The organism is Streptomyces sp. NBC_00341, from assembly GCF_041435055.1.
Classification (GTDB): domain Bacteria; phylum Actinomycetota; class Actinomycetes; order Streptomycetales; family Streptomycetaceae; genus Streptomyces.
The window spans coordinates 8418240-8432821 of the sequence record NZ_CP108002.1 but is presented as its reverse complement, the minus strand read 5'-3'; the positions used below and the strand labels follow the sequence as shown (position 1 = coordinate 8432821).

At 71.0% G+C, this 14582-nt stretch carries 11 protein-coding genes; 6 read left to right on the top strand and 5 right to left on the bottom strand.

The genetic code is table 11. From position 1 onward, the window contains the following. Nucleotides 1-2: 2 nt before the first annotated feature. Both OG892_RS37585 and OG892_RS37580 read right to left on the bottom strand, forming a co-directional pair. Nucleotides 3-1349, bottom strand: a complete 1347-nt coding sequence (locus OG892_RS37585; protein WP_371631412.1) for a tetratricopeptide repeat protein — start codon at nucleotides 1347-1349, stop codon at nucleotides 3-5. A 111-nt stretch (nucleotides 1350-1460) separates the two neighbouring features. Beyond that, nucleotides 1461-3026 carry a DUF4331 domain-containing protein gene (locus OG892_RS37580; RefSeq protein WP_371631411.1) on the bottom strand — a complete coding sequence of 522 codons (1566 nt, stop codon included), beginning with the start codon at nucleotides 3024-3026 and terminating at the stop codon, nucleotides 1461-1463. A 708-nt stretch (nucleotides 3027-3734) separates the two neighbouring features. On the opposite strand from OG892_RS37580, the gene OG892_RS37575 reads away from it, so the two are divergent. Then, nucleotides 3735-4043 (top strand): zf-HC2 domain-containing protein, encoded by a 309-nt coding sequence (locus tag OG892_RS37575; protein WP_143195052.1) that lies wholly within the window; start codon nucleotides 3735-3737, stop codon nucleotides 4041-4043. 128 nt (nucleotides 4044-4171) lie between these two features. Here OG892_RS37575 and OG892_RS37570 read toward each other — a convergent pair whose 3' ends face one another. After that, entirely contained in the window at nucleotides 4172-4822 is a 651-nt protein-coding gene (locus tag OG892_RS37570; protein WP_073733987.1) for a fasciclin domain-containing protein, read from the bottom strand. A 424-nt stretch (nucleotides 4823-5246) separates the two neighbouring features. On the opposite strand from OG892_RS37570, the gene OG892_RS37565 reads away from it, so the two are divergent. Further along, a complete protein-coding gene (locus tag OG892_RS37565) occupies nucleotides 5247-6455 on the top strand; it encodes an MFS transporter (RefSeq protein ID WP_371631410.1) in 1209 nt (402 codons plus the stop codon). 47 nt (nucleotides 6456-6502) lie between these two features. On the opposite strand, the gene OG892_RS37560 is transcribed toward OG892_RS37565, so the two are convergent. Next, on the bottom strand, nucleotides 6503-7240 hold the full coding sequence (locus tag OG892_RS37560) for a class I SAM-dependent methyltransferase (protein WP_328864326.1): 738 nt from the start codon (nucleotides 7238-7240) through the stop codon (nucleotides 6503-6505). 76 nt (nucleotides 7241-7316) lie between these two features. Then, a complete protein-coding gene (locus OG892_RS37555) occupies nucleotides 7317-8174 on the bottom strand; it encodes a class I SAM-dependent methyltransferase (protein WP_371631409.1) in 858 nt (285 codons plus the stop codon). A gap of 273 nt (nucleotides 8175-8447) precedes the next feature. On the opposite strand from OG892_RS37555, the gene OG892_RS37550 reads away from it, so the two are divergent. The 4 genes from OG892_RS37550 to OG892_RS37535 all read left to right on the top strand — a co-directional run bounded on the left by OG892_RS37550 (nucleotide 8448) and on the right by OG892_RS37535 (nucleotide 14581). Continuing rightward, a complete protein-coding gene (locus tag OG892_RS37550) occupies nucleotides 8448-9932 on the top strand; it encodes an aldehyde dehydrogenase family protein (protein ID WP_371631408.1) in 1485 nt (494 codons plus the stop codon). A gap of 14 nt (nucleotides 9933-9946) precedes the next feature. Then, entirely contained in the window at nucleotides 9947-11485 is a 1539-nt protein-coding gene (locus OG892_RS37545; protein WP_328864329.1) for a GMC oxidoreductase, read from the top strand. Further along, nucleotides 11482-12531, top strand: coding sequence for a glycine betaine/L-proline ABC transporter ATP-binding protein (locus OG892_RS37540; protein ID WP_328864330.1), 1050 nt, complete (start codon nucleotides 11482-11484; stop codon nucleotides 12529-12531). The genes OG892_RS37545 and OG892_RS37540 overlap by 4 nt, the downstream gene beginning before the upstream one ends. A 94-nt stretch (nucleotides 12532-12625) precedes the next feature. Next, complete coding sequence (locus tag OG892_RS37535; RefSeq protein WP_371631407.1) at nucleotides 12626-14581, top strand: ABC transporter permease; 1956 nt, start codon at nucleotides 12626-12628, stop codon at nucleotides 14579-14581. Nucleotide 14582 lies beyond the last annotated feature (1 nt).

Genomic DNA, 14582 nt, shown 5'->3' with positions numbered 1-14582 from the left:
GTTCATCGGACGGTTTCGATTCTGCTGAGCGCGGTGCGGGCCCGGAGGGCGTCCACCGGATGGAAGTGGGGATCGGTCTCCAGGGCCAGGCGAAGGTCCGTGCGGGCCGCATCGGTCCGGCCGAGCGCCTGGTTGATGAGCGCCCGGTGGTAGCGGAACGGTGCGCTCACGGTGCCCAGCGCGAGTGCGAGGTCTGCCTGTTCGACTGCCTCGGCATCGCGTCCGGCCCGGTGCAGGGCCCACCCGTACGCGTCGTGGACCGCGATGAAGGGCCGTTGCCGCAGTGCGGCGCGCCCCATCGCGACCGCGGTCCGCGGGCTGCCGTGGTCGGCCTCGAAGAGCACCGCGTCCGCGTCCGGTACCCCGCCGCTCGCCTTCCTCAGCGTCTCCTGCGCCCTGAGTACGTCGTACTGCTCCTCGGCCTCCGCACGGTGTCCGAGCGACCGCTGGAGGTCGCCGAGCCCGAGGAGGTACTGCGGCAGGGGCGCGGCGGCGACGGCCGCGGTGAAGTCGGTGACGGCCTGCCGGGTGTCGCCGAGCGCGGTGTGGGCGCGTGCCCGCGCCTCCAGGAGGGCGGCGTCGCCGGGCAGTGCGGCGAGCCCGGTGCCGGCCAGCCGGAGCGCGGAGCGCGGGTCTCCGGTCTCCAGGGCGAGGGTGGCGAGGTGGGTCAGGGCGAACGCCTTGTCCGCCGGAGTACCGGCCGCCTGGAGGGACTTGTTCATCAGGTCGCGCGCCCGCGCCGTGTCGCCCCGCAGTTCCCAGGTGTACGAGGCGCGCGCGAGGGCGCTGCTGTCGGGCCTGAGATCGGTCATCCGCTGCACCGCCGCGTAGGAGTCCTCGTAGCGGCCGAGCTGGGTGAGCGCGTCGGCCAGGACTCCTTGGGCGGGTGCGCTGTAGGGGTTGTCGTTGGTGGCCCGTTGGGCCCAGGTCAGGGCTTCGGCGAAACTGTGGCGGGCGGATTCGAGGGCTCCCATCCCGGTCTCCGCCGCGAAGTTGCCGGCCGGCTGGAGGGCGAGGGACTTGCGCAGGGCGGTCCGGGCCCGCTCGTAGGTGGCCGCGTCCGCGGTGCTGCGGGCCTGTTGTACGTAGGCCATGCCGAGGGAGGACCAGCCGTCGGGGTCGGCGGGCAGTCTGCGTACCCGGGTCCGCAGGGCCTCGGTCGGGTCCTTGGCGTGGGGTGCGTCCGGGCCGGACGCGGCCGTGGGCGTGGGCGTCTGCTGGGGGGCCAGGCCCAGTGCCCCGACCGTGAACAGGATGCCCCCAAGGGCGAGGGTGACCGCGGTGCTGCGCAGCCGTCGTCTGCCGCCCCTGGCGGCGGGCTCGGGGACTTCGTCGGTCGGGGCTGGCACTGGTTCTCCCGGGGGTGTGGGACGGGCGGGGGCGGCGGCGGTGTCCGGACCGGCCGGTCCGGTCCGGACACCGTTGTGACCCGGTCTCGCCCCTTGAGCAGGGGCGTCGGGTCAGCTCGTGGCGCGGCGCCGGCGCAGGCGCAGTCCTCCGACACCCAGCAGGGCGACGCCCGCGGTGCCGATGGCGGCGGCGCTCGACGGCGTCATCGCCGACTGCCCGGTGCGACCGGTCGGGCCGCTGTTGACGCTCTTGGTGTGCGGGAGCGCCAGGTACGGGAAGCGCGTGCCGAAGGGCACCTCATTGGCATCGACCTTGTCGCCGTCCGCGAGCGCGGGGACGAGCTTGCCCGTCTGGGCGGCTCCTTCGACCGCCTGGAGGGAGATGTCGATGACGTCGTCGGTGAGCCGGCGTCCGTTCGGGAAGCCGGCCAGGTCGCCGGCGAGGACGCCGAGCCTGTTGGGCTTCGCGGTCGGCGGAACGGCCATGTTCAGCCGCAGTTCCTCGGCCGGGACGATCTTCTTGAGCGGGGCGTCCTTGTTCAGCCGGTGCGCGTTCAGATCGGCCTTGATCGGCCCGCAGGCCTTGCAGATGCCGGTGAGGTAGATCTCCGCGAGGTCATTGCGCGGGGCCTTCGGCGCGGGTACGCCGTACACCTTCTGGATCAGCTTCGGCAGGATCGGGTCGAGCACCTTGTCCACGACCGGCTGGACGGTCCGGTCCTGGCTGGGGTTGAGGGTGTTGAAGGCGTCCTTGTACTTGAGCGGTACGACGACCTCGTTGACGAGCGGGTTGCCGAGGCGGGAGACCTGCTTCCAGCCGGTCCCGTCGCTCGCGGTCCGGGAGTCCGTGACCTGGACGCCGCGGCGCTCGGTGGTCGACCAGATCCCGACGACGGGGTTACGGGTGGCGTTGCCCCGCAGCGCCAGGTCCTTCTTGGGGATCTGGAGGGCGACCGAGTTGACGTTGTACCCGGCGAGGGTGTCCTGCCCGCGTTCGCTGAGGTCCCCGCCGTAGAGCAGGTCGAAGACGCGCAGATCGGCGAAGAACGGGTCCTCCGCCTGCCCGGCGAACGCCTTGCGGCCACCCGTGGCGTTGCGGACCGCCTGCGCGCGCAGGGCGGCGTAGTTCGGCATGGACGCCTTGCCCACGTTCGACGGCGCCACGGGGGCCCCGCGCAGCACGGTCGAGGTGCCTCGGGAGGTGGTCACCGTGAGGTCGTAGACCTGCCGGATGTTGAGGTCCGGGTCGTTGGGCGAGGTGACCGGGCCGGTGTTGTAGAGGAACTGACCGCCCGCGTCCCGGGTCAGGGTGCGGAACCGCCAGGTGTACGTGACGTCGGCGTTGCCGTCGCCGGTGTTGTCGATCTTGATGTTGTACCGGGCGTCGTCCGCGAACTGGTAGAAGTTCGGGCCCCCGTTGGGCTCCTCGAACGGGATCCAGTTGGCGGCGAGCGTCACCGTGTCGGAGCGGTCGGGGCTGGTGAACGCGTACACATCGGTGTTGTCCGCCCGCGGGTCACCGGCGATCAGCGGAGCCTCGCGGTGGCTGGAGGCGGCGCTGATTCCGGGTGCGAGCGTGAGAATGCCGAGCCCTGTGGCCAGCGCACCGGCACCGAGGACGAGAAGGGAGTGGTCGAGGACGCGCCGGCTGCGCGGCCTCTGAGTGGGGGACGTCAAGACTGGTCCTCTCGACAACGGATCACCACCGCACCACCTGGCCGGGGCGCAGGTGCGGGTACGGCGCGATCCATGGGATGGGCGGAACGGGCCGACGACGCCGTGCACGGGAAGAATTCCGCGCGACTATCGCGGGGGCTGTGCCCACGCCGGTCGTCGGGGCGACAGCGAACCACATTTATCCGGCACGGATTCACGTATTTCCCGGGAATTATTTCGGCGGCATGCCCTGCTTCCGGCATCACCGCAGATGAAGGCATGAATGCGGCCCGTCGGCCTTCCGTCGATTTCACGGAGAACACGCCGCCACGTGTAGGCCATAAGTGAAACCACCCCGCTTATTGCGAACCCATCGCAATAAGCAACAGCCATTCACTCGCCGCAGCAGTACGAACATTCACCCGAACGGTCTGTCCCGCAGTTCGTAAGTCATCCCAACGCGCTGAGTTTTCGGGGGATCTTGACCAATTTCGCCCAGACGGCAATCCGTAGCCGACTCGGCTACGGATCACTCAGGAACGGCCGGACCAACGGCACCTGCGACGACTTCGGAGAAGAATTCGGACAGGGACCACCGATTTCCCGTCAACGCGTTTCCGGTTATCGATAATTCGGGTGACGAAGAGTCGGTACCGCAGTTCGGTGTTGCCGTTTTCCATTCCCCCACACACAGCTGCTCAGCCGTTCCGTCAAGTACAGGAGGAAATGGTGTCCGACGTTCATATGCTGACCGGTGCGTACGCACTGGATGCGCTGGAGGGGCGGGAGCGCACAGCCGTCGAGGCCCACTGTGCGGGATGCCCCACGTGCCTTCGCGAGTGCGAGGAGTTCCGGGCGACCGCCGCCCGCCTGGGGATGGCGTCGACGACGGTCCCGCCCGCGGCCCTGAAGGGGCGGGTGCTCGACATCGTCCGCGCCACGCCCCGGCCACCGCCGTGGCGGCTGCGGATGAGCGGCCTGGGGCGGCGGCTTCGCCATGGAGCGGCCGTCCGGCTGTTGAGCCGCACCCTCCACTGAGCGGGGTACGGACGGCCCCCGGGGCACCGCAGGGTCCACGTCGCGAAAAGCCCCACCGCGGACCCGGGCCGGGGGGCTGATTCCGGCGGGTCCGCAGCGGGGCGGCTCTGTCTGGGCTTCGCCCGCGACTACTTGGGCATCAGGACCGTGTCGATGATGTAGACCGTCGCGTTGGCCGTGGGCACGTTGCCGCACACCACCTTGGCGCTGTCGTTGACCTTGTAGGACTCACCGGATCCGGAGGTGGTGAGCTTGGACTTCTCCAGGGTGTCGAAGCTGCCGTTCTCCAGCTGCTTCGGGGCGAGCTTCTGGCCCACGACGTGGTAGGTCAGGATCTTGGTGAGCGTCGCCTTGTCGCTGAGGACCTTGTCCAGGTCGGCCTTCGGGATCTTGGCGAAGGCCTCGTTGGTGGGTGCGAACACGGTGATGTTCTTGGCGTTGTTGAGCGTGTCGACCAGGCCGGCCTTCTTGACCGCCGTCACCAGGGTGGACAGGTCGGGGTTGTTGGAGGCGGCCGTGGCGACCGGGTCCTTCGACATCCCGTCGAAGCTGCCCGCGCCCTGCTTCGGGACACCCGCACAGGCCGGGCCGAACGGCTTGTCCATCGAGGCGGAGTCGGCGGCGGCCGGCTCCGAAGCGTCCGGAGCGGCGGCAGCGGCACTGGACTTGCTGTCCGACGCCTTGTCGGAGCTGTCGTCCGAGCACGCGGTCAGCGCCAGCGGAAGAACGGCGGCTGCGGCGACGGCGACGGCTGCACGACGGTAGCGAAGGGCGTTCATGGTGTTCTCCTTGATGGAATACGGGTTCTGGAATACGGGTCGGGGGACAGATGTCGCAGCCGGCGGCTGCGTCTGCGACGGGTGCCGGGCGGCAGCGGCCGGTCAGGACGGCCTGGTACTGAGCGCTCGCGCCGGCGGGAAAGGCCGTGTGGTGTGTCCGGCCCGGACGCCACCGGCCCGGCCGATGGCTCGGGCAGCGGGCACGGTACGAATCGGGGTGGTCCGGAGGATCATCACGCAGCTGGTTCGGTGCCGACCGCCCGGCGGATTGGTCGATCACTCGATCAGGAGAAGATTTCCTGAAACGCGGACAGACAAGGCCGGTGAGGGTATGGCAGCCGTTGTCCGGTACGCGCGGCTGTCCCGGCACGCGCCCTCGCGCCGAACGCCGCCCCGCAAGGCGGCCGATCATATGGTGACGTTTGTGATCGTTCGTGAGCATGCGCTGAACACAAGTGGTAGCCAGCACCCCGGCTACCTGGCTGCGGCGGTGGTGTTCGCCATCGGGATGGCCGGTACCACCCTGCCCACGCCGTTGTACGGGCTCTACCAGCAGCAGATCGGCTTCTCCGAGCTGATGGTGACCGTCGTCTTCGCCGTCTACGCCGTCGCGGTCATCACCGTGCTGCTGCTGGCGGGCAACTACTCGGACAAGGTCGGCCGCAGACCCGTACTCCTGTGCGCGATGGCCCTGTCGGCCGCGAGCGCAGGATGCTTCCTCCTGGAGCGCGGTCTGCCGCTGCTCTTCGCGGGACGGCTGCTGTCCGGTTTCGCGGCGGGGCTGCTGAGCGGCGCCGCGACGGCGGCTGTCATCGAACTGGCCGGGCCCGCGCAGAAGGCGCGGGCCGGATTCGCCGCCACGGCGGCGAACATGGGAGGGCTGGGCTGCGGACCGCTGCTGTCCGGGCTCCTCGCGCAGTACACGCCCTGGCCGCTGGCGCTGCCGTTCTGGGTCCATCTGGGGCTGGTGGCCGTGGCATTCGGGATCACCTGGTTCCTTCCGGAGACCGTGGCCGAGCCACAGCGATGGCCGCGCCTCGCACCCCAGGGCATGGCGGTGCCGCCCGAGGTGCGGAGCGTGTTCGTGCCCGCCTCCGTGGCGGCCTTCGCCGGCTTCGCGCTGCTCGGGCTGTTCACGGCGGTCGCACCGAGCTTCGCCTCGCAGACGCTGGGGGTGCACAACGCGGCCGTCACCGGGGCCGTGGTCTTCTCGGTGTTCCTGGCCTCGACGTTCGGGCAGTCCCTGACGCAGCGTTTCGGCGCCCGCCGCGCGCTCCCGGCCGGCTGCGGCATCCTCATGGCCGGTCTGGTGCTGGTGGCGTCGTCGCTCATCGCGGAGTCCCTGCCGCTGCTGATCCTGGGAGCACTGTGCGGCGGCACCGGTCAGGGCCTCGCCTTTCGCGCGGCGCTCACCCTGGTCAGCGGTGCGGCCCCGGCCGAGCACCGCGGCGGCACCATCTCGGCCTTCTTCGTCGTCGCGTACACCGGCATCTCGGTACCGGTCGTCGGGGTCGGCGCCATCGCCACCTGGCTCGGGCTGCGCCAGGCCGGACTCGTCTTCACGGGCTGCGTGCTGCTGCTGGCGGCCGGAGCGGGCACGTACGCCGCGCTCAGGCCACCACCGGGGGCGTGAGCAACGGCAGGACAACCCATCCGGGCAGGGCACACCCCGCCCACCGCTCAGTCGGCGGTGCGGCGCAGGACCAGGCTGACGAAGCCCCAGGTGTCGCGGTAGCCGCGCAGCCATTCGGTGCGGCGGGTGGCGGACAGGGCGAGTGCCTCCGCGGCGTCCGGGTGTCCGGGGTGGTCGAGCGCCCATTCGGCCAGCGTCCCCCAGCAGGCCCATTCGTAGTCGTCCAGCTCGCGACGGGTACTGACGTGGCCGTGGACGGGCGTCCAGCCGTCGGCCATGACCCGGTCCACGGTCGTCGCCAGATCCGCGAAGTCCCCCATCATCTCAACGTCCTCCGGTGACGGTTCACGCTCCCAGATGCCGTCACCGACCAGCACCCGGCCGCCCGGAGCCAGGTGTTCACGGGCCGCGGCAAGGGTGGGGAGCAGCCCGCCGAAGGCATGGGCGGCCCCGAAGCTCAGCACCAGGTCGAACCGGTGCGGCGAGACGAAATCGGCGGCGGGCAGCTGATGGAGGGCCAGGCGGTCCGCGACCCCGAGCCCGGTGGCGCGCTTACGGGCATCCGCCAGCGCGCCCTCGGAGATGTCGACGCCCTCGGCCCGAAGTTCCGGCCGGGCGGACAGTGCGCGCAGGAGCCACTCCCCGCCGCCGCAGCCGAGGTCGAGTACGCGCTCGTCGCCGCGCGTGATGCCGTGGTCCAGCAGTTGACGTACCGATTCGTCGTCGAGCGGGGACTTGATGGGGTGGTGGGCATGGGCGATTCTGGAGATCTCGTCTCGGTTCACCGGCGCAGCGTGACAGCACCGGAGACCACACGCATCTGCTTTTCCAGCCGCTGCCCGGCAAGGGAACGGGCGGGTTTCAGACGGTGGCGATCAGCAGGTCCTCGCCGCTCGACGGGCGGAGGCCGTCGGTCCGGTTCGCGAAGTAGCGTGCGGCCAGCTGGGGTCCCGACACGTGCCGGGCGCTTTCGAATCCGGCGGCGCGGGCCAGGGCGAGCATCTCCCGCGGGGTGTGGAAGCTGATGAAGGGCGTGCCGGACGCGCGCGCCTTCGGCTTGGTCTCCTCCAGCCGGTCGCGGTCCGCGTCATCGACGAGTTCGGCGGGCAGCATGAACGTCATGGCGAGCGTCGAGCCGGGGGCGAGACCGCCGAGTGTGCGCAGGGTCGCCGCGATGGCCTCCTTGGTGAGGTACACCGTGACGCCGGCGCAGACGACGAGCGCCGGTCTGCTCGCGTCGAAGCCGGCATCCGACAGCTGTTGCCACCAGTCGCCGCCCGCCTCGAAGTCGACCGGCACCAGTCGCAGCCGCTCTGGGATGCCGTAGCCGAGTTCGATCAGCCGTCGGCGTTTCCAGGCCTGGGTGGCCGGCTGGTCGATCTCGAAGACCCGGAGCCGGGAGGCTGTCCCGGGCCGGCGCTGAACATAGGTGTCCAGTCCTGCTCCCAGGATGACGTACTGGTCGATGCCCTGGCTGATCTCCTCCGCGACCAGGTCCTCGACGAAACGGGCGCGGCACACCGTGGAGGCCCGGAATCCGCTGGTGGCGTCCGGGTCCATGTCGGGGCGGCTCCGCCAGTCCTCTTCCGGTGCCACCAGCCGCAGGCCGATCTCGTCCTCGAACACGTGTGGCTCGGCGTCGACCTGTACGTGCATCGCCCGCCAGAGGGCGACCCGCACCGCGGTGTTGTCCGGCTCCTCGTACTGCTCGTCCACCATGGCTGTTCCCACTCCTCACGGTCGGTTCCCGGCCGGGGCCCACATTACCCAAATAGTTTCATATCCATCTTTTTCAGCTGTTTCACTCAACTGGCACACGTACGCCTGTGGCCTGCGGAACCGGCCGCGCCCCGGCCCTGACGTGCGGTTCCCGTGAGCCGGGTCACTTCGCGAGGGCCCGCGCGCATGGCTTCGGGCTTCCGGGGAAGAGGGCCAGACCGCCGGGGTTCGCCCGGCGTCAGACGTACGGCCACCGAAAGGGCAGCACACGACGTGTCGGCACAACACACGATCCAGGTAGCGGGAGAGTGGCGAGCCGCCGCGTCCGGCGCCACGCGCGAGGTTCTCGACCCCGTGGACGCGACCGCGTTCGCCGTCGTCTCCGAGGGGGACGCCTCGGACGCGGACGCCGCCGTCGCCGCGGCCCGGACCGCTTTCGACGCGGGTCCCTGGCCGCACACGCCCGTCGCGGAGCGCGCCGCGCTGCTCAGGCGGGTGGCCGGTCTGCTGGAGCGCGACCGGGAGCGGATCGGCGCGCTGGAGTGCCGTGACGCCGGGAAGACGCTCGAAGAGGGCCGGGTCGACGTGGACTGCGTGCGCGACGCCTTCCGTTACTTCGCCGACCTCGTCATGAACGAGAGCGGCGGACGTGTCGTCGACGCCGGGTCCGAGGAGATCCACAGCGTCGTGGTGCATGAACCCGTCGGCGTCTGCGGGCTCATCACCCCATGGAACTATCCGCTGCTCCAGGCCAGTTGGAAGATCGCTCCGGCTCTCGCCGCGGGCAACACCTTCGTGATCAAGCCGAGCGAGATCACGCCGCTCACCACGGTCGCGCTGATCGCGCTGCTCACGGAGGCCGGACTGCCGGCCGGGGTCGCCAACATCGTCACGGGCCCCGGGGCCACGGTCGGCGCCCGGCTCGCCGAACACCCCGGGGTCGATCTGGTCTCCTTCACGGGCGGGCTCAGCAGCGGGACGAAGGTGATGCGGGCCGCCGCTGAGTCGGTCAAGAAGGTCGCGCTCGAACTCGGCGGCAAGAACCCCAACGTGGTGTTCGCGGACGCCTGCGCCACCGAGGAGGGCTTCGACACCGCCGTGGACCAGGCGCTCAACGCCGCCTTCATCCACAGCGGCCAGGTGTGCTCCGCCGGATCGCGGCTGATCGTCGAGGAGTCGGTGCGCGAGCGGTTCGTCACCGAACTCGCCCGGCGCGCCGAGCTGATCCGGATCGGCCGCGGCACCGACGACGGTGTCGAGTGCGGTCCGCTCGTCTCGGCGCAACAGCTTTCCAGGACCGAGGAGTTCGTCGCCTCCGCGCTGCACGAGGGTGCGGTGCTGCGGGCGGGCGGCGAACGTCCGGCGGGGCCCGGGTACTTCTACCGGCCCACCGTCCTCGACCACTGCGACCGCTCCATGCGCGTGGTGCGCGAGGAGGTCTTCGGACCGGTCCTGACCGTCGAGACGTTCCGTACCGAGGACGAGGCCGTGACGCTCGCCAACGACACGGAGTACGGGCTGGCCGGCGGCGTGTGGACCGCCGATCCGGGCCGTGGCCGCCGGGTCGCGGCCCGGCTGCGCCACGGCACCGTCTGGATCAACGACTTCCACCCCTACCTGCCGCAGGCCGAGTGGGGCGGCTTCGGCAAGTCCGGCATCGGCCGGGAGCTCGGCCCGACGGGTCTCGCCGAGTACCGCGAGTCCAAGCACATCTACCAGAACCTCGCCCCGCGCCCGGTGCGCTGGTTCGCGGGCTGACAGGAGCAGAGGCGATGGAGAACATGACCCCCTACGACTATGTCATCGTCGGCGGCGGCACCGCGGGTTCGGTGATCGCGTCCCGGCTCACCGAGGACCCCGACGTCACCGTCGCCCTCATAGAGGGCGGCCCCAGCGACGTGGGACGGGACGATGTCCTGACCCTGCGCCGCTGGATGGGCCTCCTGGGCGGCGAGCTGGACTACGACTACCCCACGACCGAGCAGCCCCGCGGCAACTCGAACATCCGGCACAGCAGGGCCAGGGTGCTCGGCGGGTGCTCGTCCCACAACACCCTGATCGCCTTCAAGCCGCTGCCGTCCGACTGGGACGAGTGGGCCGAGGCGGGCGCGGACGGCTGGGACGCCTCGTCGATGGACCCGTACTTCGCACGGCTGCGCAACAACATCGTCCCCGTGGACGAGGCCGACCGGAATGCCATCGCCCGCGACTTCGTCGACACGGCGCAGTCGACGCTCGGGGTCCCGCGCGTCGAGGGCTTCAACAAGGCGGCCTTCCAGGACGGTGTGGGCTTCTTCGACCTCGCCTACCACCCCGAGAACAACAAGCGCTCCTCCGCCTCCGTCGCGTATCTGCACCCCTTCCTCGACCGGCCGAACCTCCATATCGCCCTGGAGACCTGGGCGTTCCGGCTGGAGCTCGACGGCGACCGGGCGACCGGAGTGCGGGTCCGTGCCGCGGACGGCACGGAGCGGCTGGTACGCGCCCGGCGTGAAGTGGTGCTGTGCGCGGGCGCGGTGGACACGCCCCGGCTGCTGATGCACTCCGGGATAGGCCACCGCGCGGAGCTGGAGAAGCTCGGCATACCCGTGGTGCACGATCTGCCGGGTGTGGGTGAGAACCTGCTCGACCACCCGGAGTCGGTCATCGTCTGGGAGACCCACGGGCCGATTCCGGAGAACTCCGCGATGGACAGCGACGCCGGGCTGTTCGTACGCCGGGACCCGGAAAGCCCGGGACCTGATCTGATGTTCCACTTCTACCAGATTCCGTTCACGGACAATCCGGAGCGGCTCGGGTACGAGCGTCCTGAGCACGGGGTGTCCATGACGCCGAACATCCCGAAGCCCAGGAGCCGCGGCCGGCTGTATCTGACCAGCCCCGACCCCGAGGTCAAACCCGCCCTGGACTTCCGCTACTTCACCGACGCGGAAGACTACGACGGACGGACGCTCGTCGACGGGATCAGGATCGCCCGGGAGATCGCCGCGCGGCAGCCGCTGGCCGGCTGGCTGAAGCGGGAGGTCTGTCCGGGGCCCGAGGTCACCTCGGACGAGGATCTGAGCGAGTACGCGCGCAGGGTCGCGCACACCGTGTACCACCCGGCCGGAACGTGCCGGATGGGAGCTGCCGACGACGCGCTCGCCGTGGTCGCACCCGATCTGCGGATCCGCGGTCTGGACGCCGTCCGGATCGCCGACGCGTCGGTGTTCCCGACGATGCCGACCGTCAACCCGATGATCGGGGTCCTGATGGTCGGGGAGAAGTGCGCGGAGCTGCTCGGCGCCACTACTGGGGGTCATGCCCGATGAACACACCGCCGCACGTCTTCTCCGTGAACAACCTCTGGAAGGTCTTCGGGCCGAAGGCCGACCGGATACCCGGTGACGCCGCGCTGGCCGAGCTCGACGGCACGGAACTGCGCGAGCGGACCGGCTGCACCGCCGCCGTGCGCGACGTCTCCTTCGATGTCCGCAAGGGCGAGGTGTTCGTCGTGATGGGCCTGTCCGGGTCCGGCAAGTCCACCCTCGTACGCTGCCTCACCCGGCTCGTCGAGCCGACCTCCGGTGAGATCACCATGGACGGCGAGGACGTGCTGTCGATGAACGCGGGACGGCTGCGTGAACTGCGCCGCCACCGCGCCTCCATGGTCTTCCAGCACTTCGGTCTGCTGCCGCACCGCTCGGTCGTCGACAACGTCGCGTACGGGCTGGAGATCCAGGGCATGGGACGGGCCCAGCGTCGGTCACGGGCGGCGGAGTTCATCGCCAAGGTCGGCCTCGACGGACTGGAGGACCGCCGTCCCGGGCAGCTCTCGGGCGGTCAGCAACAGCGCGTCGGGCTGGCGCGGGCCCTCGCCGTCGACCCCGAAGTGCTGCTGTTCGACGAGCCGTTCAGCGCCCTGGACCCGCTCATCCGGCGGGACATGCAGGAGGAGGTCGTGCGCCTGCACCGCGAGGAGGGCCGCACGATGGTCTTCATCACCCATGACCTGAACGAGGCGCTGAAGCTCGGCGACCGGATCGCGCTGATGCGGGACGGCCGGATCGTCCAGCTGGGCACTCCGGAGGAGATCGTGGGGTCTCCGGCCGACGACTACGTACGGGACTTCGTGCGCGACGTTCCGCGCGAACAGGTCCTGACCGTGCGCGCGGCGATGCGTCCGGCCGACGGCACGGAGAGTGTCTCGGGTCCCGCGCTGACACCGGGAACCACCGTCTCCGAGGCGATCGAGGCGGTCGTCCGTACCGGTGAGACCGCCCGGGTGGTCGACGGGGGGCGCTGCTTGGGCGTGGTCGACCACGCGTGCCTGCTCGCCGTCGTGGCCGGGATTCCGGCCGTGAAGGAGGCCGCGTGATGCGGATGACCCTTTCCATGGCCCCGCCGGGCCACGTCGCACCGTGTCCGCGGTCGGCCGCGAGGCCCGCCGTACCGAGCCGGAGGTGGCAGCGATGACCGCGACCGCCACCCCCGCACGCCCCACGGGTCTCGTCCCCTCCGGGACCGCCACCGCCTTCGCCCGGCACCGCACCCCTCTCCTGCTGGGCGCGGCGATCGTGCTGCTGGTGCTCGGCAGCGTCCTGGTCGGCCGGGGTGCCTGGCCGGGGGACCTCACCGTCGACCTCACCGGTCCGCTCGGCAGCGTCAGCGACTGGATCATCGACAACCGCGATACCCACCCGCTGTTCCTCTACTTCTTCGGGCACATCAGCAACGGCGTCGTGCTCTCGGTGCGCGCCGTCTACCTGGTCCTGCTCGCGGCCGGCTGGGCCGGGGTCACCGCGGCGGTCGGGCTGATCGCCTGGCGGGTGGCCGGTGTCCGGCTCGCGCTGTCCGGGGTCGCCGCGTTCCTGCTCTGCGGGCTGCTCGGCATGTGGGTGCCGACCATGCAGACCCTGGCGCTGATGGTGGTCGCCGTCCTGGTCTCGGTGGTGCTCGGTGCGCTCCTCGGCCTGGCCGCGGGGCTTTCGGACCGGGTCTTCCGCCTGCTGCGGCCGGTGCTCGACACCATGCAGGTGATGCCGGCCTTCGCGTATCTGCTGCCGGTGGTGCTCGTCTTCGGCATCGGTGTGCCGGCCGCCGTGCTGGCCACGGTCGTCTACGCGGCGCCGCCGATGGCCCGGCTGACCGCTCTCGGGCTGCGCGGCGCCGACGCGGGCGTCATGGAGGCGGCGGCCTCGCTCGGCGCCACCGGACGGCAGCGGCTGCTGACCGCCCGGCTGCCGCTGGCCCGCAGGGAGCTGCTGCTCGGCCTCAACCAGACCATCATGATGGCCCTCTCGATGGCGGTCATCGCCTCGGTCATCGGCGCCGGCGGTCTCGGGGACCGCGTCTACCAGGCGCTGGCCTCCGTCGACGTCGGAGCCGCGCTCGCGGCCGGCGTCCCGATCGTGCTCCTGGCCGTGGTTCTCGACCGGGTCACCAGCGCGGCGGGCAACGGGCTCGACGCGCCCCGGGCCGGATCGGCCCGGCTGGGCTGGGCCGTCGCCGCGGCCGGCACCGTGATCGTGGCCGTGGTGGCGCGCCTCGTCTCCGGGACGACCTGGCCGGACGGCCGGACCGTCGCGGTGGCCGAGCCCGTCAACAGGGCCGTCGGCTGGATGACCGACCACCTGTACTCGGGCGTCCCGGTCGTCGGCGGCACGGCGGACTGGGCCGCGCACTTCACCACCTGGATCCTCGACCCGGTGCGGGACGGGCTGCAGTGGCTGCCCTGGTGGGCGGTGCTGCTGCTGATCGCCGTGCTCGCCATGCTGATCGGCACCTGGCGCACCACGGTGACCGCCGTCCTCGCGATGGCCGCCATCGGAGTACTCGGCGTCTGGGATCCGGCGCTCGACACGCTGTCCCAGGTGCTGGCCGGTGTCGCGGTGACCCTGGTGGCCGGTTTCGCCGTCGGGATCGCCGCCTCCCGCAGCGAACGGGTGGAGCGGCTGCTGCGTCCGGTGCTGGACGTGTTCCAGACGATGCCGCAGTTCGTCTACCTCATCCCCGTCGTGGCCCTGTTCGGTGTCGGCCGCGCACCGGCGGTGGCCGCCGCCGTCATCTACGCGCTGCCCGCCGTCGTCCGCATCACCACGCAGGGCCTGAACGGCGTCGACCCGGTCACCATGGAGTCCTCGCGCTCCCTCGGTGCGACGGGGGTCCAGCAGCTGCTGAAGGTCCAGCTTCCGCTGGCCCGGCCGGCGCTCCTGCTCGCCGTCAACCAGGGCGTCGTCCTGGTGCTCGCCGTGGTGGTCATCGGCGGTCTCGTCGGTGGCGGGGCGCTCGGATACGCCGCCGTGTTCGGCCTCGCGCAGGGCGACCTGGCGACCGGGCTGGTCGCCGGCGCCGCGATCGTCCTGCTCGGCCTGATGCTCGACCGCGTCACCCAGCCGACGGCACGCCACTTCGGAAAGGGGGCCTGAC

What these genes read in the sequence shown, in the direction of transcription:
- OG892_RS37555 (WP_371631409.1), bottom strand. Translation starts at nt 8,174, where the DNA reads ATGGTGGACGAGCAGTACGAGGAGCCGGACAACACCGCGGTGCGGGTC.
- OG892_RS37545 (WP_328864329.1), top strand. Translation starts at nt 9,947, where the DNA reads ATGGAGAACATGACCCCCTACGACTATGTCATCGTCGGCGGCGGCACC.
- OG892_RS37540 (WP_328864330.1), top strand. Translation starts at nt 11,482, where the DNA reads ATGAACACACCGCCGCACGTCTTCTCCGTGAACAACCTCTGGAAGGTC.
- OG892_RS37570 (WP_073733987.1), bottom strand. Translation starts at nt 4,822, where the DNA reads ATGAACGCCCTTCGCTACCGTCGTGCAGCCGTCGCCGTCGCCGCAGCC.
- OG892_RS37535 (WP_371631407.1), top strand. Translation starts at nt 12,626, where the DNA reads ATGACCGCGACCGCCACCCCCGCACGCCCCACGGGTCTCGTCCCCTCC.